Here is a 22,064-nt window from a genome sequence, read left to right on the forward strand (position 1 = left end):
AACCCTTCTTTTTTTGTTATCTAATTTCTATTTACACAAGAATTTATACTGAACCGAAAAAATTATAGAGCTAATAAAGAAGTTATAGCTTTTTATTTGCGTTATGAAATGTATAAACTTGTTGTCTTTGTCTCTCTATTAGACTGGTAAATATTCAAAAGTATATGTTAAATTTCAGACATTAAATACTTAGAAAAAAGGACATATTTAGATGGATAAAAATTCTGATAGACTTACGTTAGTGCCATATTTCCCGAATGAAAAGCAGACTCTTAAATGGTACCAGGATCCTAAAATCTGTAAGCAGGTAGATAATATTGATACCGTTTATGATTTAACTAAATTACGTCGAATGTATGAATATTTGTCAGTGCATGGGTGGTGCTACTATATTCAATATCAAGGGAAATTGATTGGTGATTGTACTTTGCTAAAAGACGGTGAGATATCAATCGTGATTTGCAAAGAATATCAAAACTTGCATCTTGGTAGAAAATGTGTCGACAAATTGGTGCAGCTTGCAAGAATTCAGAAAATGACGCAAGTGAAGGCTCACATATATGACTTTAATATTCAAAGCAAAAAAATGTTTACAAGAATGGGGTTTAAAGAGCAACAACCTGACTGGTACTCTTATGATTTATAGATCAAAAATATTCATGTTACCAAGTAATTCATACAAACAATCAGTTGGTGTGATGTCAGATAAGCACTCGTATTAGAAAAATGTAATCATCAGTAATTAAAGACTGTAGTTGAATCAAATAATTAACTCAGCGTATAAAATGCTGAGTTAGACAAAAAAAACAACGAGCAATTCTCTCGTTGTTTTATGGATCATTTTGATCAAATTTTTAGTTTATCTTTAGTTATAAATACCAACTTGATTAATGTGGGCCAATTCCAGAACTGGAGATTGAGCGAGGTCCAGACTAACATCACAGCCAGCATGGATACCATTATTTTCGCCATTAAGCCAGTGGGTATTATTAGTTACGTCATAGACAGTACCATTAAATGCAATATAAGCTGGACGTCCATTTTTACCATTGTAATTTGATAGAGTTTCTTTAGTAAATTTTCTCATATAAGAAGCTCCTTTCTAATAAGATCTTGATATATCAATGGTAACACTGTGTCACCTTATAGCAAGAGATACGAAGGAGTCTTATGCTTTTCTTATGAAAGATGACCACGCCACCCAGCAATATCCCAATCTAGAAAGTCATAATTAAGCTTTTTACCATAAATTTTCTCGTAGGCAGCAACTTTTTGTCGGTAGTCGAGTTCCATCATCTTATGAGCGTTTTCGTTGGCGTTTAGAGAAACGTCAGGGAAGATTGGTGGTAAAACATGGACAATATATTTGGTCTCATAAAAATTAGGATCTTTCTTTTCGATTTTAGGTAGATCCTTAATCTCGACAAAAGTGGAGATTACCGGTACATTTTGTTTAGCCGCAAAATAATAGGCACCACGTTGTAATTTGCGAGGCTTGCGATAATTCCACCACATCTCCTGTTCTGGATAAATTAAAACCCAATTATTTTTAGCTAAAGCTGCACTGAGGTGCTTAGGAAATTCATTTCCAATATAGCTAGGACTCTGAACTAGTGGAATAGTGCCAACATAATTCATTAAATAGCGGAAAAATCCCGGTAGCATTAGGTTAGTATCTTCAATTACAATTGAAAGCTGATGGTGCATCTTGTTAGCGAGCAACTTCATTGGTAAAGAATCAACCTGATTGTAGTGGTTAGAAGTTAAAATTGCGCCACCAATAGGTAAATTATTTAGGTTCTCTAAACCTACAAATTCAGTTGATCCAGCTAATGCTCTGGATAAAGTACCAAATAAGAGATGTCCAATACGATTATTAAGCTTACTTGAAAAAGTGTTACGCTTATTCCAATAATCATTGACCAATTTAAGGCGCTGATCTAGGGACATTTGGGGATCGCCGATTTCTACTTTTGCTGTGAAGTTGCGTTCATTAGCAGCTTTTTTTATATTTTTAATCACTGCCTCACGATTATCGCCAAAAATCATAGTGTTACTGCCTCTCGTTTCTTAACTTTTGCCCAATTATTAGGATCTTGCTCAGTTTTGTCTTCCTTAGCAAGCATATGATCCAATTTTTCGCGGTCTGCTGCACGCTCGTCATCAGTATAATTATTGAGTTCGTTCTTTAATTCATCGAAAAACTGCGTTTGTTTGGCACTATCCCAGAAGTACTGTGCATATTGGACATTAGCAAAATGCCATGGCTTAAAGAAAAGATTATAGTGAATCAGACCAGGATTAGTTAAAGGTTCAGTGTTTTCATTTGGCATAGCATCCCAGCGAGGATTTAAGTGCAAAATTCTGCCTTCCCCGATTTCATTTAAATAGTCTTGATCAGGAGCAATACAATCAAAATGATACTTTTCTAAAAGTGTCATAAAATGGTCAATAAAATGTTCAGCGCGAAAGGCCCTAGCATTCATGACGAGCATGCCAGAGTTAATGTATTTCTTGGGGTCAAGTGCCAGGACATTTTTGATGTATTTTATCATCTTGTCTACATATTGAATTGAGGAGTCGGTGCAAGCAGCAAATAAATTATCACCCAATTCGGAGTTGTATAGTTTAGCAAGATCGTCGTTTACAATTGTGTCGCTATCAATATAGATCACCTTATCATATTCGGGAAAAAGTTCTGGAATAAAGAGGCGATAAAAAATCGACATGGTAAAAAAGTCAGCGCGAAGAAAGTTTTCCTTACGATTTTGAATAGGTTGTACAAGTTGATCATCAATATGGAAAAACTTCACATGAACGTTTGAACTGCTAAGATCAGACAAAGCTTTTTGATGCTTTGATGAGAGATCTTGATTTAAAAAGTAAACAGTATAATCCTTATTTGGATCTGTATGTTTGACTAAAGAATTAAGAGAAACAGCAGCGTATTTGGTAAAGTCATCGCTGATACTGTAAAAAATAGGAATTGTCATAAAATTACCTTTCTTAGATTTTAACTGATTCCGTTTGTTTAACCTTAGCCCAAGTATTTGGCTCTTTGACAATCATGTCAACTTTTTTGGCCATCCATTCTAGGTCAGCTCGGGCCTTTTGACGGTCTTCATCAGTAAAGTTGTCTAATTGCTGCTTTAGTTCATCGTAATACGGCGTAGTTTTAGCAATATCCCAGAAATAATGACCATATTGAACATCAGCAAAATGCCATGGTTTGAAGAAAAGATTGTAGTGCACGATCTTAGGATCTTGAATTTCAGGAATGCTTTCATTTGGCATAGCATCCCATTCTTTAGGTAGGTGATAAATCTTATCTTCGCAAATTTCATTCATGTAGGCTTGATCAGGGTCAACGTTATCGAAATGATATTTATTCATTAAGTAGTAGAATTTATCAACAAACTTTTTGTCTCTAAAGGCCTTCATATTAAACAGAATTACACCATTATTGATGTATTTTTCTGCAGGCAAAATTCCCTGACATTCTTTAATGTACTTTTGTAAAAGTGGCATGTAACGAATTGATAAGTCGGGACATGAAGCAAACATGTTGTCGGCGATATCAATTTCGTACATTTTAGCAATATCAGTACAGATAATAGTATCTGCATCAAGATAAACTGCCTTGTCATATTGAGGGAACAATTCTGGAATGAATAGCCGGTAGAAAATTGACATGGTAAAGAATTGAGCACGTAAGTAGTTTTCCTTGGTATTATGGATTGGCTTAACCATGTCATCGTCGATATGAAAGATTTGAACATGAATATTATCAGTTGAAAGATCTTCTAAGCTCTTTTTGTGCTCATCAGATATCTGTTGGACTAAAAGGGTAATCGTATAGTCCTTCTTGGGGTCAGTATGGTCAATTAATGATTTAATTGAAACATATGCATATGGCGTATAATTATCGCTAATTGTGTAAAAAACAGGAATGGTTTTCAAAATAAGATCCTCCTAAATTATTTTTTTAAATTATTTCGTAATTTGAGATATTCGTTAAGCAAATCATCATATTCATGTAAATGAAGTACACTGTGTACGCGATCAACATCCCATGGCTTAACTGTTTGAGTATGGAAATAAGGCCAAAACCTAAAGCTAGTAGTGAAATGTTGAATTTTGGTGTTTTTTTGCAAATGATATTGCTCATTATAACGGCGTGGTGCTACTCGCTTGGCTACAGCTAGCTTGTTTATTGCTGATTGGTCGGGCAAAAACATTTGCTTAACTTGCATCATATGCCGCACCTCGGCAAAGAGACCAGTTTGTTTAATTTTCTTCATATTCAGCAACAAAACGCCAGAATTAAGATAATCAAATGCGCGCTTGGTCTTAAGATTGTGGAAGAAGAAGCGACCCCAATAATCAAGTACGCCCACTAATTCGATTCCGTTAATATCCTCATTGTAAAAAGTTGTAATATCACCGCGAATGACAATGTCATCGTCTAAATAAAGAATGCGATCAGGAATCTGTGGCAATTGGTCTGCAAATAAACGCAACATGGCATATGGCGTGAAGCGAGTATTCATGTTAGCGGTTGGCGGTTCCTGTTCAAATAACTTGGTGCAGTCAATTAATTCAACTGTACTGTTAGGATTGGCTTTTTTTACTAAAGAACGTAAAAAATCAGCCGCATGTTGTGAGAAAGGGTGATATTTACGTTCATCACTGTGTGCCTCCATCGTTAAAATATAAAGATGCAATTCTTGAGCACCAGAATTTTTGATTAAAGATAAGGTGGAAATCAAAACGCCATCTTGAGCATTTTCATCTCCACAAAAAAGAATATTCATGATAAACTCCTATTTTTTATTTCTTTTGAATATATTGACAATATTCATAATCGCTATTTTTTGCACGCTGCTTCATTACCTGCCAAATTTCATCGTGAAGCTTATTTTGAGCTTCCTTACGGCTTAAATTTGTATCCGGGTAAAAGGGCCCATCAATGTAAATAACGGCACTAGGTCGCTTGCTAAGCCACTTTTTATGGTAGGTTTTGGTCATGACGAAACTAGGCGCATTTAATTTAACTGGAAAGTGCATGCTTGTTGCATCGAACGGGCGAATCTTCGTGTAATAGGGCCAGACATGAGCTTCAGGGTAGATGAGAATCTCGCCCTTTTTATCCTTAATCACAGTTTGAATGGCTTTAATTAGTTTGAGCGATTGCTTCATATTTTTGCCAACAGGCAGACCGCCGTAGCGTACAAGATATTTGCCAATGAAGGGGATGCCCCAGTTAGCTTGATTAGCAATAGCATAAAAATTTTTGATTGGAAAAATTGTGAGCGAGGTAAAGACATCCCCCATGGGTCTAGTATGGTTGCCATAAATAAAATAGCCCCCATTGACTTGCTTAAGTTTTTCTTGACCAACGACTTTTACATGATCGAAGAAGCGGAAAACCACCCAACCAAAAGCGCATGCTAAGTGACGAGCGGTAGTGGACCAGATTCTAGCTCCAAGAGAATTAGGTAGAATAACGTAATTATCGGGTAGACTGAAATTTTGATCGTGACTATCGACTACATCATCGGTTGTTTTTTGGTAATAATAAATCCGTTTCATCTTGCCCTCCATGATACTTATGTATCCTATGATACCATGGAAAAAAGCCTAATTCCTAAGACGAGAGGAATGCTGAAAGAAAATAAAAAAGATTCGTAATTTCATGATTGAAAAATACGAATCTTCTGTAAAATAGCATAAAAAAAGCACCGCCTTCTTGCAGTACATCTTTCATATTATGGGTGGCCAGGGGATCGAACCCTGGACCCACGGATTAAGAGTCCGTTGCTCTGCCAGCTGAGCTAGCCACCCATATTTGTTCATCAGCTCCCGCCGACATTTAAATATATTACCAGTAGTTTTATAATTTGACAAGCTTTTTTTGAAAAAAGTTGAAAAATAATTTGAAGCTAGCAAAAAGCGCCCATAATGGCCGCTTTTTTACTAAAGTTTATCTTGAATATGATAGGCTGTGCCTTGCTGATCATGCTTCATGTGATCTGCATAGTAAACAGCATAGACACCGCTTTGATCATTTTTGGCAATCACAATTTGGCGCCCTGTTGGACGTTCTGCCTTAATGATTTGAGCACTGCGGCGTGCTTCTTTAAAGTCGTGTGAAGATGCGATGGCATCCCCTGGATTAAAAAATACAGCTTCGTTCATTGTAAAGCCCCCTCGTACAAATTCTAATTTTATTTTACCAAGAAAGCCCTTTCTAAATCCAATTTAAGAAACAAAAAAAGAGATAAGATCAACATCTTATCTCTTACGAAAAATATTATGGGTGGCCAGGGGATCGAACCCTGGACCCACGGATTAAGAGTCCGTTGCTCTGCCAGCTGAGCTAGCCACCCATGTCGTTGAATCAATCAACAGATATTATTATGCTATTGTTGATAAGAAAATGCAAGCTTTTTTTGAAAAAAAACAAAAATTTTTGGCTAATGTTACAAAATTCAGTATAATGTAAGGGCAAAGGAGGCATTCCCGATGCCAAAGAAGATTCTCGTCGTCGACGATGAAAAGCCGATTTCTGATATTATCAAATTTAATTTAACTAAGGAAGGCTTTGATGTCGACACCGCCTATGATGGCGAAGAAGCTGTTAAAAAAGTTGACGAATACGACCCGGATCTAATGATTCTGGATTTGATGTTGCCCAAAAAAGATGGGTTGGAAGTTGCGCGTGAAGTTCGTCAAACGCATGACATGCCAATCATCATGGTAACTGCTAAAGATACTGAAATTGATAAAGTCTTAGGACTGGAAATGGGTGCAGATGACTACGTAACCAAGCCGTTTTCTAACCGGGAATTAGTTGCCCGTGTGAAGGCTAACCTGCGTCGTCGTGATATTGTTAAAAAAGCAGAAGCTGCCAGCCAAGAAGAGACCGATAAGAATATTAAGATCGGTAACTTGGTCATTATGCCAGATGCCTATATTGTAGAAAAAAATGGTAAGAAGATTGAACTTACTCACCGTGAATTTGAACTTCTTTACTATTTAGCTCAACATATGGGACAAGTTATGACTCGTGAACACCTGCTTCAGACTGTTTGGGGTTATGACTACTTCGGTGATGTGCGGACTGTAGACGTAACGGTGCACCGTTTAAGAGAAAAGATTGAAGATAATCCAATCCAACCTCAAATTTTAGTTACCCGTCGTGGTGTTGGCTATTATGTAAAACAGCCGAGTGAAGAATAATAAAGAAAGCCACAGAACTGTTATGGTAGTGGCTTTCTTTTTTATATTTTTTAGATATTGAATGAGTAGAATGAAAAAATTCAAAGCAAGATTAAATAGTACATTTAATTCCATTAATACTAAAATTGCAATTGTGTTCATGCTGATGCTACTGGCAACAATTGAAGTTATTGGAGCTTATTTTACCCGTCAATTAGAGCAAAATAGCATTGAAAATTTCCAATCATCAATCCAGATTCAGACTATCGTCAGCAATCAGTTAGCTAATCAGTTGACCAGTGATAATAAAAATACTAATGATCGCTTGAATCAAATTGTTAATGACTACAATAATGATGCAATTAGTGAAATTATTGTTGTCGATAATAAGGATACGATTCGTGCCGTTTCTAACTTAAATGATAAAAGTAAGATCGGTCAACGGATTAACAATACTGATGTGAAGCAGGTTATTTCAACTGGACATCAAATTAATAAAGTGGTCGATGATCATGGCAATTACATGATTCAAATATCGCCGTTGACTAGTGGCAATGGCTCTAACAATACTGTTGGTGCTGTCTATGTTAAAGCTAGTATGCAAGATGTCTTTAACAATTTGCGCCAAATTTCATTGACTTTCTTGATTGCGTCATTGATCGCGGCTTTATTAGGTGCATTTTTGTCATTGGTTATTTCCCGGGCAATTACGCAACCGATCGAAGAAATGCAGAAACAAGCATTGCATATTGCTGATGGTGATTATTCAAGTCAGGTAAAAATTTATTCCAATGATGAACTAGGGCAATTAGCTAAAGCATTTAATACCCTGTCCGTACGAATTGAACGCTCACAAGAAGAGTCTGATAGTGAACGGCGGCGACTAGATAGTGTTCTGTCACACATGAGCGATGGAGTTCTAGCCACTGATCGTCATGGTAACGTCAGTGTGGTTAATCATATGGCACTAAACTTTTTAAATAAAAAAGAAGACGAGGTTATCAATAAGCCGATTGCTGAAGTACTGGGACTAGAAGATACTTCGTCACAAGATTTGATTTCTAGTCAAAAAGAGATCGTTATTACCCTTGATCCAGGTACGCGGGATGAAATTATTTTGCATGCTAGTTTTTCTTTGATTAAGCGGGTAACTGGCTTTGTATCAGGGTCAGTTTGTGTATTACACGATGTAACTGAGCAACAAAAGAATGAAGATTCACAAAGACAGTTTGTTTCTAATGTCTCACACGAATTGAGAACACCTTTAACAAGTTTGCAGGCTTATATTGAAGCTCTTAATGAGGGTGCTTGGAAGAATCCAGAGATTGCTCCTAAGTTTTTGGAAGTTACTCAACAAGAAACTAGTCGGATGATTAGAATGATCAATGACTTGTTGAGTTTGTCTAGAATGGACCGTGGCGTTTCAAAAATGGATCTAGAATTTGTTAACTTAAACGATTTTGTTAACCATATTCTTAACCGTTTCGATATGATTGTTAAAACAGATAAAAATAAAGAAAAGAAGAAATACACAATTAAGCGTGAATTAGGCAGTCAAGCCTTATGGGTGGAAATCGATACCGATAAGATGATGCAGGTAATTGATAACATTATGAACAATGCAATTAAGTATTCACCTGATGGCGGTGTAATTACTGTTAGAATGACCCAAAACCAAAATCATGTTATCTTAAGTATTTCTGACCAGGGCTTGGGTATTCCAAGAAAAGATCTGGGTAAAATCTTTGACCGCTTTTACCGAGTTGATAAGGCACGTTCCCGGGCCCAAGGTGGTACCGGCTTGGGCTTGGCCATTGCTAAAGAAATTGTGGAAGCTCACCATGGTAAAATTTGGGCTGACAGTAGCGAAGGCAAGGGGTCTACTTTCTATATTTCCTTGCCATATGAACCGATGACAGAGGAGGATGATTGGGATGAAGTTTAAATTCAAATTCGGTGAATTTTTCTTAGGCTTAGCTACACTGATCGTCATTGTCCTCTCAATTGTGCTTTGGATCTTTATTATGACTAGTGATCAGCGCTTTAGTAATATTGGTCAGCAAAATCAAAATAATATCACTAAAGAGCAAACGCGTAGTCACAATTTTAAGTCATTATATGATTTATATATTCCAACTACTTCATATGGTTTTGCTAATGGAAATTTGTGTCAGCTATATGATTCAAAAAATAATTTGACTTTAGAATTTACCAAAGAGATAAAAAAAGCCAAGGCCACTAATAAAATTAAGAAAATAGTTGATACTAGAACTAAATATGAAGAGTATTTAAACAATCCCAACTATGTGCAGTTGGTTTATCCAGATGAAATTACTTTCTCCTTATTTAACCAGTTGAATAATGCCGCAAATGATAACCGCGAGTTTAACCGCTTCTTTATCTCGCAGTCAAATCACTGGATTTATTTGGGAAATGATCAGACTAATGAAATTTATCAAGTAAAAATTGCTGGCGCAAATTTTGATAAACTACGTAAATATGCACGTAATGCTAAGAGCAAGTATCCAGTTAGATTAGTTCGTTTAAAGGAAGGCTATTCACCGTTTTACATCAAGACAATGAATGCTAAAGTTTATAGTTACTTGACTAATCATCAATCGTATTCTTACTTTGTTTCGCGTTTATTAGGTACATCTGGCGTTACTAGTAAGACTAATAAGAATGGTCAAACGGTGTATTCTTTGAACTACTATACTCGCTTAAGAGTGCCAGATTCTAATTCAGGTGAGCATAATTATCTTTATACTCATTATGAAAAAAATAAGATCCCCAATACTACTAACCGCTTATTAGATAGCGTTTATTATGTTCACCAATTGGGTTTAACCGAGCAAGATTTACGCTTCTTTGATGCAGATGGTGCTAATGTTAGTTATCTAAACTATATTGAAGGGATTCCTGTTTTCTTAAATAAGCATGATTTGCAAGTCAAGACGACCTTTTCAACAGATTCGATTAATGTGGCCTTTAATAGTGTAAACTTCCAAATTCCAATTCCGTTTGATGGTCAAACTAAGCGGTTAAAACCAACCCAAGATGTTGTTGATGAATTAGTCAATCACGGCCTAAAGCAGGAAGATATTCAACGAATTATCGTTGGTTTTGCTGAAGAAAAGGATTCAAGTCACCATAGTTTGATTAACTTGATCCCAACGTACTATATCAAAGCCTACGATGAATGGAAGAGCCTAGGTGAATGGGAAAAGCAAGACGTATCTACCTACCGTGAAGCTGATCAGTTAACTGTTAACGAAAGGGGAAAATAGAAATGGACCATAAACGAATCGAATGGCTATTTTTCGTTGTTTTCTTTTTAATTGATATTTATCTTGGAATCGAAATTCTCCGTTCTCCCGTTAATTTAAGTAACGCTGATACCACTACTCGCAGCGTTGCTAGCATCCGCAATGAAATGAAGTCAGACAATATTGATTTGCCCGATAAGATTTCGGATGCACCAGATTCTGGTTATTATTTAGCTACCAAGAATCGTGACTACCTTTCTGGCAAAGTTAGCTCGCTGACTAATGTAAATGCCCGCTATTCTAAAAGCGATAATGTGCTTTATGGTGAACCAAGACAAGCAGTCCTTTTGAGTAAAAAACCTAAGGAAGCTTTAGAACAAATTGAAGATTTTAAGAATGATTCGAAAAATATTCCTTATGGTAAAGAATTCAAGTATGAACCTGATATGTCGAGTGAAGACAATTATGTTTTTGTGCAAAACTCAGATTATGGTGAAATTTATGCTAACTCGGCCCAATTGAATATCAATGTAAAAGATAATCAGATTATTAATTTTACTGAAACATATATGGGGCAAGCTAGTCCAGTGCGTGAATTACAGTCAACCATCAGTGCTTGGCGTGCTGTGCGTGCGATGTACACTGATCGTGAGTTGACTAATAATTCGCGCGTAACGCAGGTAAAATTAGGTTACTCCAAACTGACAGAAGTACGTGGCAGCACAATCTTGTTGCCAACTTGGCTGGTTTGGGTAGAAAATAAGACAACTAAAAATATCACGATGAAACGTATTAATGCATATACGGCACAGATGCTACAATCGAGTACCTATAATGTAGAAAAATAGAAAGGATAAAAATTGAAGGTTTCCGTTTTAGCAAGCGGCTCGACCGGCAATACCAGTTTAATCGTTACAGGCCAGCATAAAATCCTGATGGATGCTGGCCTTTCTGGTAAGAAAACTAAAGATTTGCTAGCCGAAGTTGGAGTTGATATTAACGAGATTGATATGGCCTTTTTAAGTCATGATCATACCGATCATAGTGGCGGACTCGGCGTGTTGATGCGCCGTTATCCTAAGATAGATGCTTTTGCCAATAGTGGGACTTGGCAGTATTTATTGGATACGCAAAAAATAGGTAAATTACCGGCTGAACAAATGAATACAATTGAACCAGGCCAAACTAAAACTTTTGGTGATGTTGATATTACTGCCTTTGCAACTAGTCATGACGCAGCTGAGCCGCAATATTATGTGTTTACTAGTGGTGGTAAGCGGGTCGCTTTTTTAACTGATACAGGTTATGTATCAGAAGAAGTTGAAGGGACAATTGAAGATGCTGATGCCTATATGATGGAATTTAATTATGATAATATGATGCTCAGAGATGGACCATATTCCTGGGCACTGAAGCAGCGAATTTTGTCGGATGTAGGCCATTTATCTAATGACGAAGCAGCCCAGGCATTAGTTGATGTAGTCACACCTAAAACAAAGCATATCTTTTTAGCGCATCGCAGCCAACATAATAATACGGAGTATTTAGCTCACGAAACGGCAAAGGAAATGCTGCTTGAGGGGGATGCAAATTTGGATGATGATGTTAAGATTATTGATACAGAACCTAATCAGCCTACAAAATTAGTTGAAATTTAGCAGTTTTCACAACATTTTTTCATATAATATTCAAATTTAATCGGTATGATTAGTAAACAAGATGAGGGGAGAAGCAAGTATGGTAGAAAATAAAAATAATAATAACAATTTACAACAACCTAGAAAAAAGAATACTAATGGTAAAATCATTGCCACTGCAGCGATTGTCGGTGTAGTTGGTGGCTTGATCGGTGGAGGCGTTTCATATTACGCAGCTGATCAAATGAATAATGCATCAGTTAATAATGGTGCTGCTCAAACTAGTGTATCTTCAAGTAGTAGTAAAGTTTCAGAAAAGAGTGCTAAGACTAGTGGCACAATGACTACTGCATATAATGATGTAAAAGGAGCGGTTGTTTCAGTTATTAACTTAAAACGCCAATCAAGTTCTAATAGTACTAATTCACTTTATAATAGTTTATTCGGTAATGATGACAGTGATGATAGCTCTTCATCAAGCAGCAAGGGCAAGCTTGAGACTTACAGTGAAGGCTCAGGTGTAGTCTACATGAAATCTAATGGCAAGGGCTATATCGTTACTAACAACCACGTTATCTCAGGCAGTGATGCTGTTCAGGTAATGCTAGCTAATGGCAAGACAGTAAATGCTAAAGTTGTTGGTAAGGATAGTACAACTGACTTAGCTGTGCTTTCAATTGATGCTAAGTATGTGACTAAGACGGCCGAATTTGGCGATTCTAAGAGCTTACAAGCTGGTCAAACTGTCATTGCCGTTGGTTCACCATTAGGTAGTGAATATGCTTCTACGGTAACGCAAGGGATTATTTCAGCACCGGCTAGAACCATTTCTACTTCATCAGGCAATCAACAAACGGTTATTCAAACTGATGCCGCAATTAACCCAGGTAACTCAGGTGGTGCCTTGGTTAACTCAGCTGGTCAAGTGATCGGGATTAACTCAATGAAGTTAGCCCAATCAAGTGATGGTACTTCTGTCGAAGGAATGGGCTTTGCAATTCCATCAAACGAAGTAGTTACGATTGTGAACGAATTAGTTAAGAAGGGTAAGATTACCCGTCCACAACTTGGCGTAAGGGTAATCGCACTTCAAGGTATTCCAGAAGGCTACAGAAGCCGCTTGAAGATCAATTCTACTTTGAAGAGTGGTATTTACATTGCCTCAGTAAACAAGAATAGTTCAGCTGCTAATGCCGGAATGAAGAGCGGCGACGTTATTACCAAGGTTGACGGCAAGAAGATTGATGATGTGGCATCGTTACACAGCATTTTATACAGCCATAAAGTCGGTGATACCGTAAATGTTACCGTGAACAGAAATGGTAAGGATGTCAACTTAAAGGTAAAACTTGAAGGTAACTAAAAATCAAAATAGAAGTTAATTAAAAGAAAAAAGGCTATATCACGCGGTTTAAACGTAGATATAGCCTTTTTGTTAACTTTTTAAATGTGTAACATCAAATTGTTCGGAATTATTTGTTGTCAAACAGACACCAGCCTGTTGATAAGTGTGGATAACTCTGTGGATTGTGTATAACTTGATAAATATAGGTTTATTAACTTGTGGAAAAATATGATGATTTTGACCTTATTTAGTGAATTCTATTTGAGAAAACAGGCGTTCATGCAGGTATAACAAGCCTTAAGAGATAAAGTTTGTGAAAAAAGGCTTTCATAAAATCGATGTGAATAAAGAAATTTTAGAAAAATTATTAAATACAACTTCTGGGGCATAAGTAAAATAATACCACAAAATGTTGAAATTGGTCTTTGAAGTTTTGTGGAAAAGTTTGGGTAAATAGTGTGGAAGGGATGTTAGTATTGTGCTGGTAGATTAAAATTATGAATGGAAAATTAGCTATGCTTGTTATAATAGAATCATGAATATCAAAATTGTATGTGTTGGAAAATTAAAAGAGAAGTATTTTAGGGATGCAATTGCGGAGTATGAGAAACGACTCAGTCGTTTTGCAAAGGTGTCCATTGTACAGGTGCCTGATGAAAAAGCACCGGAAAAATTCAGTGCAGCTGAAGATGAGAAGGTTAAAGAGATTGAAGGTCAGCGAATCCTGAGCAAAATTAAAGATAAGGAGTACGTGTATGTGACTGCAATTAAAGGAAAGCAGCGCAGCAGCGAAGAGTTCGCTAAAGAGATTCAGGATCTCGCAACTTATGGTCATTCAGACATTACGTTTGTCATTGGTGGCAGTTTAGGGACTAGCGATGCTGTAAACAAGAGGGGAAATGACTTGATTAGTTTTGGTAAATTGACGATGCCACACCAGTTGATGCGCGTGGTGTTGATTGAACAAATCTATCGTGCATTTATGATTAACTCAGGTAGTCCTTATCATAAGTAGAATATAGAAAAAGCCCATAAATTGGGCTTTTTATTTTTGCATATTTGCAGATTTCACAAGCATATTGAAAAAAACTGTGGCAGGTCAGTGCTTTTTTAGTTTTTTATGATTTAAAAATAGATTTTGTTAAATTATGCTTGGCAACAAAAAAGACGATCTTTCGATCGCCCTGCTAATTTTTGAGCTACCAGCTAGTAGCTCACGCACACGCTGAAGTGTACTTTATCTTTGTAGTATCTCAATTTTAACACATAAATGGTAACGCTGAAGGGGTAGCGCCCTTACTCGTGTGGAAGGAGGTAGACTCCCATGAAGTATTACTTTATCTTTGTAGTAGTATTTCTACCACTGAATCGTGATGGCAAGTGCTTCAAGAGCTCAAGAGGGCTATTAAAAAGTTCCTCAAGAACCTGATTGATAGTTTCTTTGATTAATCCGATCCAGACTCAATACAGCCGTCCTTCGGGGCGGCTTTTTTTATGATGAAAATGGCAAGTCATTGGGTGAAAAGTATTACGCATATCGTGCAGTAACTGTAAATCAAAGTCCCATAACAGTTAATGGCGCTAAATTCTACAAGTTGGCTGATAGGGATGCTTATATTAAGGTGACCAATATTAGTGGTCAAGGTCGCGTTTTAAAGCGTAACGCCTACATCTACAGTAAATCAAAAAAACGCACTACGCATAACGGTGCTTGGAAGTTGTACAAAGGCTTTATCGGTTCGCCTTACAAGAAATATCCGCTCGGCTATTGGGTTGCTCCTAATGGGGTGAAACCAGTAGTGAAGCATTATCTTGGTAGAGCACAGAATATGACTAATTGTGGTTTGCCCGCAATTAAGGATAAGCTGATTAATTCACACTTGGTGGTTGTTTGGGTAGGGATGTTTGACGGCCTCTCTAACCATGCTATTACCTTGACGGGTTACCATGGTAAAACGATCTATTATAATGATCCTTGGACTGGAACCAAGCGGAAAATCAAGCAGGAAATTTTTGCAACGCATTGGGCTTTAGATGCTCATCGGGCGTTGAGTTATTAATTTTATGTAAATATATTTACTTTTTAGTCATGTTGATCAAGCCACTTTCGCAGCATTTCAACATATTCATCTGTTTTTTCTACAAAAGACATGTGACCGCAGTTTTCAAATAGCTGCCATTTACTGCCAGCAAGATGATCCTGCATCGTTTTAGCTACATAAGGTGTACATAAATCATCAGTCCCACTCGTAATTAGAGTTGGGATTTTTATTTTGCCTAGTTTTTCTGTGTATTCGTAATCGTGCAAGTTGCCCTCTGGCGTATATTCATTTGGTCCCCAGGCGGTTTCATAAGCTACAATACCACCACATTTTTTTCGCATAACGCATTCAGGCCACGTTTTCGTCATGTCAATTGCATGTTGATTCATGAAGTGCTCATTAGCTTTTAAGTAATCAGGATCGTTAAAATTGCTAGTCAATTCGGCGCGATGAATTGCCGCCTGTTCTTCAATTGGCAAGTATTTGATCATCCGGTGTAATTCTTTGCTCCATAAGGAAGCAGACGACAAGGTTGAAGACAAGATCAAGCTTTGAATGCCAACAGGATGATAATCACACATGTAGATTAGCGCTAGCATCCCACCCCAACTTTGTCCTAATAAATGTATTTTGCGCAAAGCCAAGTGCTCCCGCAACGCCATGAGTTCCTTAACCCATGTTTCTTTAGTATAAAGTTCAGGGTGATCATCAGGGATGCTACTCTTGCCGCAGCCTAACTGGTCGTACATGATAATCCGTCGGTTATCAATTTCGGCTAATTTGTCCAAAACCTCAAAATAATTATGACTTGAGCCGGGACCACCATGTAGCAATACGAGTGGTGTCTTTTCGCTTCTTCGACCAACAATACGATAGTAAGTTTCATAGCCCATGAAAGGCATTTTTCCTTCGATAATTTCCATTTTTTCACCTATTTGAACAAAAACAATGAGATATTAACCAAAATTAGCAGGGTAAAGAAGATTACCCAATCTCTAGCTGTTAAAGGAATAGCGATGATCGTCGACCTTCTTTGCCCTTCGACATAGCCATGTGATTCCATTCCTTGGGCCAGATTGTCAGCTGAATTTAAAGCAACAAGAATTGCTTTAAAATAGAGGACCGGCGACCAAAAACTGAGATAAATGCCCCGCATCATAGCGCTAGTTCGGATCTGTTTAACCGCCATCTTCATCTGCGGAATAATGTTAATCGCCGCCAGCACGCCGTAGGCAAATTTACTGGGTAAGTGCAGGTTCTGCTCTAATGATCGGGCAAAGTCTGTAGCGGTGTTATTACGTGTCACGCAGGCAATCGTCAAGGTATAAACATAGACACGCGTTGACAAATTCCAAGAATAATAAGCATTTGGTGTTGGTGAAAACCAAAAGAGCGTTGCAAAGATTGTAAAAGCAGCAATAAAGGGCAGAACAATGAGCAAAATTAACTCTTTAATTTTGATTCGAGTAATAATTAAATAAACTAGCGCGAAGGCAATCACTAACAAATTAGTAACTAAACTAGCCTTTAAAGATATTTCCAGGGAAATAATAAACGCTAAAAGAAATTTTAAACTAGGATTCATAAGCTTATCTTTCTACATATTTTAAGCGCTGATCCGCCAAAATTAGCCGGTAATCGCAGAATTCAGCTAGCTCGTCTATTTGATGGCTAATGATAAAAAACGTCTGGTGAAGCTTTTGCTGGCTTTCTCGCATTAATTCTAAAACAAGTTTGACCGAGTTGTGATCAAGTCCACTGAGCGGCTCATCAATCAATAAAACTTGATGTTTAGTCATTAACATTAGCAGAATTTGTAATTTCTTCTGTTGGCCGCCTGATAGAGAATAGACTACTTGGTCTAAGTGGTCAGCTAAACCTAATTTTTCTAACCATTCATTGACCTTTTTTTCAGTAAAAAATAAATTTCTATCCTTTTTACTTAATTCTAGTTCATCTTTGACAGTCACAGCTAAAAATTGGTCGCTTGCTTTTTGAAAAATTTGAGCTACTTGTGTTAAATATTTTCTAGCTGAGATTTGAGCGATTTCCTTATTTAAATAAGCAAAATTACCAGTATACGGAATCATTTTGGTCATTACTTTAAATAAAGACGTCTTGCCAACACCATTAGCACCAGTAATTAGGGTAGTGCCAGAATGCAAATTTAGCTCATTTTGCTTAAGCAAAAGCTTGTTTTGTCTAATTTGGACTTGTTTTAAAGTGAAAATAGGCTCACTATTAGGTAAGACAAAATGATAATGTCGCTCATGCAATTTTTTATTTTGTTCAAATAAGGCTATTTTTTTGCTAGCATTTAATTCAATAACTTCTTGATTATTTGTAAACTCAAAAAGATGGTCGCAGACAGGTTCATAATCGTCTAAAACGTGGTCACTTAAAATAATAGTTTTTCCGTTGTGAGCTAAAATCGCTAATTTTTTAATCAAAAAAGCACGTGTCTTAGGATCACAACTGGCAAACGGTTCATCTAAGAGCAATAAATCTACATCCATAGCTATTAAGACAGCTAAAGCAACTCGTTGCTGTTGGCCACCTGATAGGGTATTAATCTTTTGATCAAGAAGATCGGCAATTTGGGTGAAAGCCGTTGCCTGATCCAGTCGTGCTTGATATTCACCTTCATCTAATTGCAAATTTTCTAAAGCGAAGACAATTTCTTCACGTGGAGTTGGCATTGTGAATTGCTCAGCCGCATTTTGAAACATCATTGCCGCCTTTTGTCCGTGCAGTTCCACCGTACCTGTCAGTCTCCCTGCATATTTGGGGTATAAACCAGCAATAATTTTAAGCAAGGTAGATTTACCGCAGCCAGTTGGTCCAATTAACAGAGAAAATCCATGGGGAATTTCAATATTTAGATGGTCAATTATAGGTTCTTTTTCATAAGAAAAAGTAAGATTGTTAACGGTTACTTTCATAAGTCTGATTGTACAAGATGCTTTGGGGACTGTCTACAGGTAAAGTTTGTTATAAGTAGAGCAAATCATAAATAATACTTAATACTAAATAAAGTTTTGATTTATAATGTAATTATAGTGTTACCATATTTTATTTAATTTAAGGAAGGTGGACATATGGCAGCTGTTGCTTTGGACCAATATCTGGCAAGTGTATTAAAGTCAAATTCAACAGATAAGAATGAAATAAAGTTGGAAGCTGGTAATCCAGATTTTGATCTGTTTACTATCTACCTTGAAAATCATAATACTGGTATTCATCGCTATCGGATGGATGTTTCAACGATTTTATATATTGCTAAGGGTACTGTGACAATTAAGAGTGGTGAAAAGATCATTCAAATGAAGTCTGGGAATGTTTTGCTACTGAATGAAGGTTGCAAGTATGAGATTTTAAGTCAAAAACCTGATACCGTACTGATAAAGTTGAAGTTTAAGCGTGGATTTCTATATCGCAAGTATTTTAAAGATTTTAGCTGTAAGGGAGAACGTGAGGTTAAAGTTATTGAGCAAATCGTTGATAGCTTAGAAAATGAACATGTTCTTTGGCTAAAAAATAATCAAATTACTCGTGCTTCTCAAGTGATGCAACATATTATTGGCGGTTATTTGAATAATGATTTGTTTACTAAAGCTTTAATTCAGGCTGAGTTGACCACTATGTTGATTATTTCAATTAGAACTCAGCGCATGGCAACACCGACTAGTTTGGATAAAACTAAGTTTGAAAAGAAGACCTTAGATAATTACATCGATCTTCATTTTGCCGATGTCTCTTTATCTGACGCTGCAAAATACTTTGGCTTCAATCCTAATTATTTCTCTAATATGGTTAAGGCTAAGACTGGCAAGAGTTTTGTGGATCACGTGGATGATCGAAGAATGCAAGAAGCGCGTGAATTGCTGGCTCAGCCTGATATTTCACTTAGAGAGATTATTGGTCGAGTCGGATATTCGAGTAAGTCTTTCTTTTATAAGAAATTTAATCAATACTACCACATAACACCAGCAGCGATGCGGGCAGAATTGTTTAGACAAGCAAATATCAATTTAAAGTAAAAAAATAATCTGGACGAAAGTTCCAGATTATTTTTTACTTTAAATCAGTTTGAAAACCCAATTCAGTGTATGAACAAATGAGGCTTCATTTATTCAATAGTTCAATATAAAGCCTTTCGGGCATGTTTTGTAATTGATAAATATTTGTTGACATCTCCAGATTTTGATATGTCTAGATAAAATATGTTTGTATTTTTGCTTAATGTTACGTAATCGTTCAATACAATAACCGATTCAACAGTGATACTGTCATAATTATCGTAATAACAGGTATGCTTGGTAATTATTTATTTAATTTGATTATCGAGTGTAAGAATAATGAGTATAATTTTCTTATTAAAAGAATGGGAAGTAACAGATTATGACTATTGGGGAAGCATTAAAAAAAGTACAAAATCAATTAGGTTTAACAGCTACAGCGATGGCTGCTGGTATAATTTCAAAAGGAACTTATTCTAAAGTGGTTAATGGGAAACAAAGCCTTAGCAGTGATTCATTGGTGAAGATATTATTTAAAAATAATATTGATATTAACGATTTTTTTGAAATGTTAAAAAGTACATATATGTCTGAAAGTAGACAATATGAAGAAAAAATATTTAATGGAATGCAGCAGGCCTTAAATAATCATAATACGAAGATGGCTCAAGAATATTTAGCTCAAATAAAAACTAAAACATCTAATAAGTATTTACAACAACGGGCCGAAATTACAGTTGCGTTTTTGACAAATAATATTGATAAATTAAATGATGAATTTAAAAAATCGGTAATTGATAAACTTAATAGTCATCCAAACTGGATAAAAGATATAGACGCACTAAGATTATTTAATACTTCGTTATTGATTCTTCCAAATGATAAAGTTGAAGTTGAAATGAGACTATTCTTCATAAAAATTGCTCATACTGAACAAATTTATGAAAGTATGAAAGAACGGTATGCTATCTTATGTTGTAACTATCTTGACTGGAGATATAAAAAGAAGCCAAAAATAAACGATAATGTCACAAATGCTTTGAAATATTTAAAAGATCTTGCATCGACCGCTCACTTTGAAAATTATAAAATATGTGGCAAGTATTTTAACCACTTGTTTAATAATGAAATAGATACTGCAAAGCAAATGAAGTCAGATTTGTTGGCTTTGGGAATAACTGTAGGGGTTAAAAATTGGCCAATTTAAATAAGTACATGAAATATTTCACCACATTTGTTTCGCTTACGAAACTTTATAAAACCTTCTAGTAAGAGAGGAATATTCTTTAGTAAGAAAAATAAAAAAAGAGGTGAGTATATGATTTATTGGGAATTTCCAATTCTTTCTGAATAGTAAATTATTGGCTTTAACATGGAGGATTTAATAATGAAATCAAAACAAATTAAGATTAGTTTGTTAGCAGCTGCTTTATTGGCATCAGTAGCTAGTTTTCCTTTATCAACATTGGTATCTGCAGATACAACATCACAACCAAGTAAAGCAGATCTAAATAAAGTTGATTTAAATCAACATACTTCTGTTAATCTTTCACAATCTGACATTGAATTGGCAGATCAGTATGTTGAAGTGAAAAATAATCAATTTTATATCACTCCAGAAGGAGAACGGCTTTTACCAAATAATGTCATTCAATCTGTAAATAAACAAGTTGAAAAAACTAATCAGGCTATTATTAAGGATAGGCTGATTATTGACCCACAAACAAAAGAAGTTTCATATCAATCTCCTTTTGTAATGTTTGCTTCAGGATTTAGCGGATCTACTAGAATACATAGTGGATGCTATGTACGCGGTTTTTGGTGGGGCGTAAGAATCTACTTTACTTCAAATGCTGCCGTTAATTGGTTTATAGGTAAATTAGGTACAGCATCAGGTGTAACTACTATTGTCGGTATGGTAGCTCAGGTGACTGGACATGAAATTGCTGGTACTCTAAGTGATGCATTAGGGGCATACACAGATTCTACTTCTAATAGATTAGCTAATTTTAATAGGAAACATCGTCATAGTAAGATTTACATGGATGCGCCTAATATTTCTTTTCACACTTTTTAACATAAGGAGAACGACATGTCTTATCTAGGCTGGCTTGATATAGTCTTAATTGCCATAGGATTAGGAATTAGTGCTACGCCTGCATATAAGGCTTATCGCTATAGTCTATGGCAAAGATTTGGTTATTGGAATGTACTAGTATTACCAATGTTAATGCTGATTGCTAATATATTCTTTTTGCTAATAAAAAATATAATTGGAATTATACTTTTTATACCACTAGATATTGTAGCGTTAATTAGTGCAGTTTTTACTTACTTTAAAATAAAAAAAATTCGAAACAATAAGTAATTTCAAAATAATTAATGTTTTGTGCCTTAGACCATTCGATTACATTTTTACTGTATTTGAATGACCTTTTTCTAGATCTGCTTTGATTTATATGGAAATATTGAGTTTTTGTTTTGTACTTTTTGTTTCATTTAATTAAATAAATCTGAAAAAGATGAAGTATAGT

General features: G+C 36.0%; 23 protein-coding genes and 2 tRNA genes. 13 read left to right on the forward strand and 12 right to left on the reverse strand.

All coding sequences use genetic code 11. The annotated features are described in order from the left end of the window. The first annotated feature begins 211 nt into the window (after positions 1 to 211). Positions 212 to 646 carry a GNAT family N-acetyltransferase gene (locus tag CP366_RS08100; RefSeq protein WP_005723985.1) on the forward strand — a complete coding sequence of 145 codons (435 nt, stop codon included), beginning with the start codon at positions 212 to 214 and terminating at the stop codon, positions 644 to 646. 219 nt (positions 647 to 865) lie between these two features. On the opposite strand, the gene CP366_RS08105 is transcribed toward CP366_RS08100, so the two are convergent. From CP366_RS08105 to CP366_RS08145, 9 genes are all read right to left on the reverse strand, one after another. Then, positions 866 to 1,087, reverse strand: coding sequence for a cytochrome b5 domain-containing protein (locus CP366_RS08105; protein ID WP_005726080.1), 222 nt, complete (start codon positions 1,085 to 1,087; stop codon positions 866 to 868). 92 nt (positions 1,088 to 1,179) lie between these two features. Next, positions 1,180 to 2,049 carry a lysophospholipid acyltransferase family protein gene (locus CP366_RS08110; RefSeq protein WP_013085637.1) on the reverse strand — a complete coding sequence of 290 codons (870 nt, stop codon included), beginning with the start codon at positions 2,047 to 2,049 and terminating at the stop codon, positions 1,180 to 1,182. Beyond that, complete coding sequence (locus CP366_RS08115) at positions 2,046 to 2,993, reverse strand: glycosyltransferase family 8 protein (protein WP_005726082.1); 948 nt, start codon at positions 2,991 to 2,993, stop codon at positions 2,046 to 2,048. The genes CP366_RS08110 and CP366_RS08115 overlap by 4 nt, the downstream gene beginning before the upstream one ends. 13 nt (positions 2,994 to 3,006) lie before the next feature. Beyond that, entirely contained in the window at positions 3,007 to 3,960 is a 954-nt protein-coding gene (locus tag CP366_RS08120; protein ID WP_089145645.1) for a glycosyltransferase family 8 protein, read from the reverse strand. Between the two features lie 17 nt (positions 3,961 to 3,977). After that, a complete protein-coding gene (locus CP366_RS08125) occupies positions 3,978 to 4,814 on the reverse strand; it encodes a glycosyltransferase (RefSeq protein WP_065991057.1) in 837 nt (278 codons plus the stop codon). Positions 4,815 to 4,830: 16 nt separating this feature from the next. Further along, entirely contained in the window at positions 4,831 to 5,592 is a 762-nt protein-coding gene (locus CP366_RS08130; protein ID WP_013085640.1) for a 1-acyl-sn-glycerol-3-phosphate acyltransferase, read from the reverse strand. Between the two features lie 179 nt (positions 5,593 to 5,771). Further along, positions 5,772 to 5,844 (reverse strand) — tRNA-Lys (locus tag CP366_RS08135). Positions 5,845 to 5,976: 132 nt separating this feature from the next. Next, positions 5,977 to 6,198 (reverse strand): hypothetical protein, encoded by a 222-nt coding sequence (locus tag CP366_RS08140; protein WP_089145644.1) that lies wholly within the window; start codon positions 6,196 to 6,198, stop codon positions 5,977 to 5,979. Positions 6,199 to 6,316: 118 nt separating this feature from the next. Next, positions 6,317 to 6,389 (reverse strand) — tRNA-Lys (locus CP366_RS08145). Between the two features lie 136 nt (positions 6,390 to 6,525). Between CP366_RS08145 and yycF the strand changes: the two genes are divergently transcribed. The 8 genes from yycF to CP366_RS10940 all read left to right on the forward strand — a co-directional run bounded on the left by yycF (position 6,526) and on the right by CP366_RS10940 (position 15,529). Then, a complete protein-coding gene (gene yycF, locus CP366_RS08150) occupies positions 6,526 to 7,242 on the forward strand; it encodes a response regulator YycF (protein ID WP_005720459.1) in 717 nt (238 codons plus the stop codon). Positions 7,243 to 7,312: 70 nt separating this feature from the next. After that, positions 7,313 to 9,166 carry a cell wall metabolism sensor histidine kinase WalK gene (gene walK, locus CP366_RS08155; protein ID WP_005720460.1) on the forward strand — a complete coding sequence of 618 codons (1,854 nt, stop codon included), beginning with the start codon at positions 7,313 to 7,315 and terminating at the stop codon, positions 9,164 to 9,166. Then, positions 9,147 to 10,508, forward strand: coding sequence for a YycH family regulatory protein (locus CP366_RS08160; protein WP_089142959.1), 1,362 nt, complete (start codon positions 9,147 to 9,149; stop codon positions 10,506 to 10,508). Before walK ends, CP366_RS08160 begins: the two co-directional genes overlap by 20 nt. Positions 10,509 to 10,510: 2 nt before the next feature. Continuing rightward, positions 10,511 to 11,335 (forward strand): two-component system regulatory protein YycI, encoded by an 825-nt coding sequence (locus tag CP366_RS08165; protein WP_005720462.1) that lies wholly within the window; start codon positions 10,511 to 10,513, stop codon positions 11,333 to 11,335. Positions 11,336 to 11,347: 12 nt separating this feature from the next. Next, positions 11,348 to 12,145 carry an MBL fold metallo-hydrolase gene (locus tag CP366_RS08170; RefSeq protein WP_068813796.1) on the forward strand — a complete coding sequence of 266 codons (798 nt, stop codon included), beginning with the start codon at positions 11,348 to 11,350 and terminating at the stop codon, positions 12,143 to 12,145. A gap of 79 nt (positions 12,146 to 12,224) precedes the next feature. Then, positions 12,225 to 13,487: a S1C family serine protease gene (locus CP366_RS08175; protein ID WP_057726593.1), complete on the forward strand. Its 1,263-nt coding sequence runs from the start codon at positions 12,225 to 12,227 to the stop codon at positions 13,485 to 13,487. 517 nt (positions 13,488 to 14,004) lie between these two features. Continuing rightward, positions 14,005 to 14,484 (forward strand): 23S rRNA (pseudouridine(1915)-N(3))-methyltransferase RlmH, encoded by a 480-nt coding sequence (rlmH, locus tag CP366_RS08180; RefSeq protein ID WP_005720466.1) that lies wholly within the window; start codon positions 14,005 to 14,007, stop codon positions 14,482 to 14,484. 499 nt (positions 14,485 to 14,983) lie between these two features. Continuing rightward, the gene (locus CP366_RS10940; protein WP_233186487.1) at positions 14,984 to 15,529 is read left to right on the forward strand and encodes a C39 family peptidase; all 546 of its coding nucleotides are present in this window, start codon (positions 14,984 to 14,986) and stop codon (positions 15,527 to 15,529) included. A gap of 23 nt (positions 15,530 to 15,552) precedes the next feature. Here the strand turns inward: CP366_RS10940 and CP366_RS08190 are convergent, their stop codons facing one another. From CP366_RS08190 to CP366_RS08200, 3 genes are read right to left on the reverse strand one after another with little or no spacing between them, the layout of a single operon-like run. Beyond that, entirely contained in the window at positions 15,553 to 16,434 is an 882-nt protein-coding gene (locus CP366_RS08190; protein ID WP_060462185.1) for a prolyl aminopeptidase, read from the reverse strand. Positions 16,435 to 16,442: 8 nt separating this feature from the next. Continuing rightward, the gene (locus tag CP366_RS08195) at positions 16,443 to 17,096 is read right to left on the reverse strand and encodes an energy-coupling factor transporter transmembrane protein EcfT (protein WP_089145642.1); all 654 of its coding nucleotides are present in this window, start codon (positions 17,094 to 17,096) and stop codon (positions 16,443 to 16,445) included. 4 nt (positions 17,097 to 17,100) lie between these two features. Beyond that, positions 17,101 to 18,453, reverse strand: a complete 1,353-nt coding sequence (locus CP366_RS08200) for an ATP-binding cassette domain-containing protein (protein WP_089145641.1) — start codon at positions 18,451 to 18,453, stop codon at positions 17,101 to 17,103. A gap of 156 nt (positions 18,454 to 18,609) precedes the next feature. On the opposite strand from CP366_RS08200, the gene CP366_RS08205 reads away from it, so the two are divergent. From CP366_RS08205 to CP366_RS08220, 4 genes are all read left to right on the forward strand, one after another. After that, positions 18,610 to 19,551: an AraC family transcriptional regulator gene (locus tag CP366_RS08205; protein WP_089145640.1), complete on the forward strand. Its 942-nt coding sequence runs from the start codon at positions 18,610 to 18,612 to the stop codon at positions 19,549 to 19,551. A 361-nt stretch (positions 19,552 to 19,912) separates the two neighbouring features. Beyond that, entirely contained in the window at positions 19,913 to 20,737 is an 825-nt protein-coding gene (locus CP366_RS08210) for a helix-turn-helix domain-containing protein (RefSeq protein ID WP_089145639.1), read from the forward strand. Positions 20,738 to 20,917: 180 nt separating this feature from the next. Further along, complete coding sequence (locus CP366_RS08215; RefSeq protein WP_089145638.1) at positions 20,918 to 21,607, forward strand: hypothetical protein; 690 nt, start codon at positions 20,918 to 20,920, stop codon at positions 21,605 to 21,607. A 15-nt stretch (positions 21,608 to 21,622) separates the two neighbouring features. Next, the gene (locus CP366_RS08220) at positions 21,623 to 21,898 is read left to right on the forward strand and encodes a hypothetical protein (RefSeq protein ID WP_089145637.1); all 276 of its coding nucleotides are present in this window, start codon (positions 21,623 to 21,625) and stop codon (positions 21,896 to 21,898) included. Positions 21,899 to 22,064: the final 166 nt, after the last annotated feature.

This window comes from Lactobacillus sp. UMNPBX15, assembly GCF_002553785.1.
Taxonomy (GTDB): domain Bacteria; phylum Bacillota; class Bacilli; order Lactobacillales; family Lactobacillaceae; genus Lactobacillus; species Lactobacillus crispatus.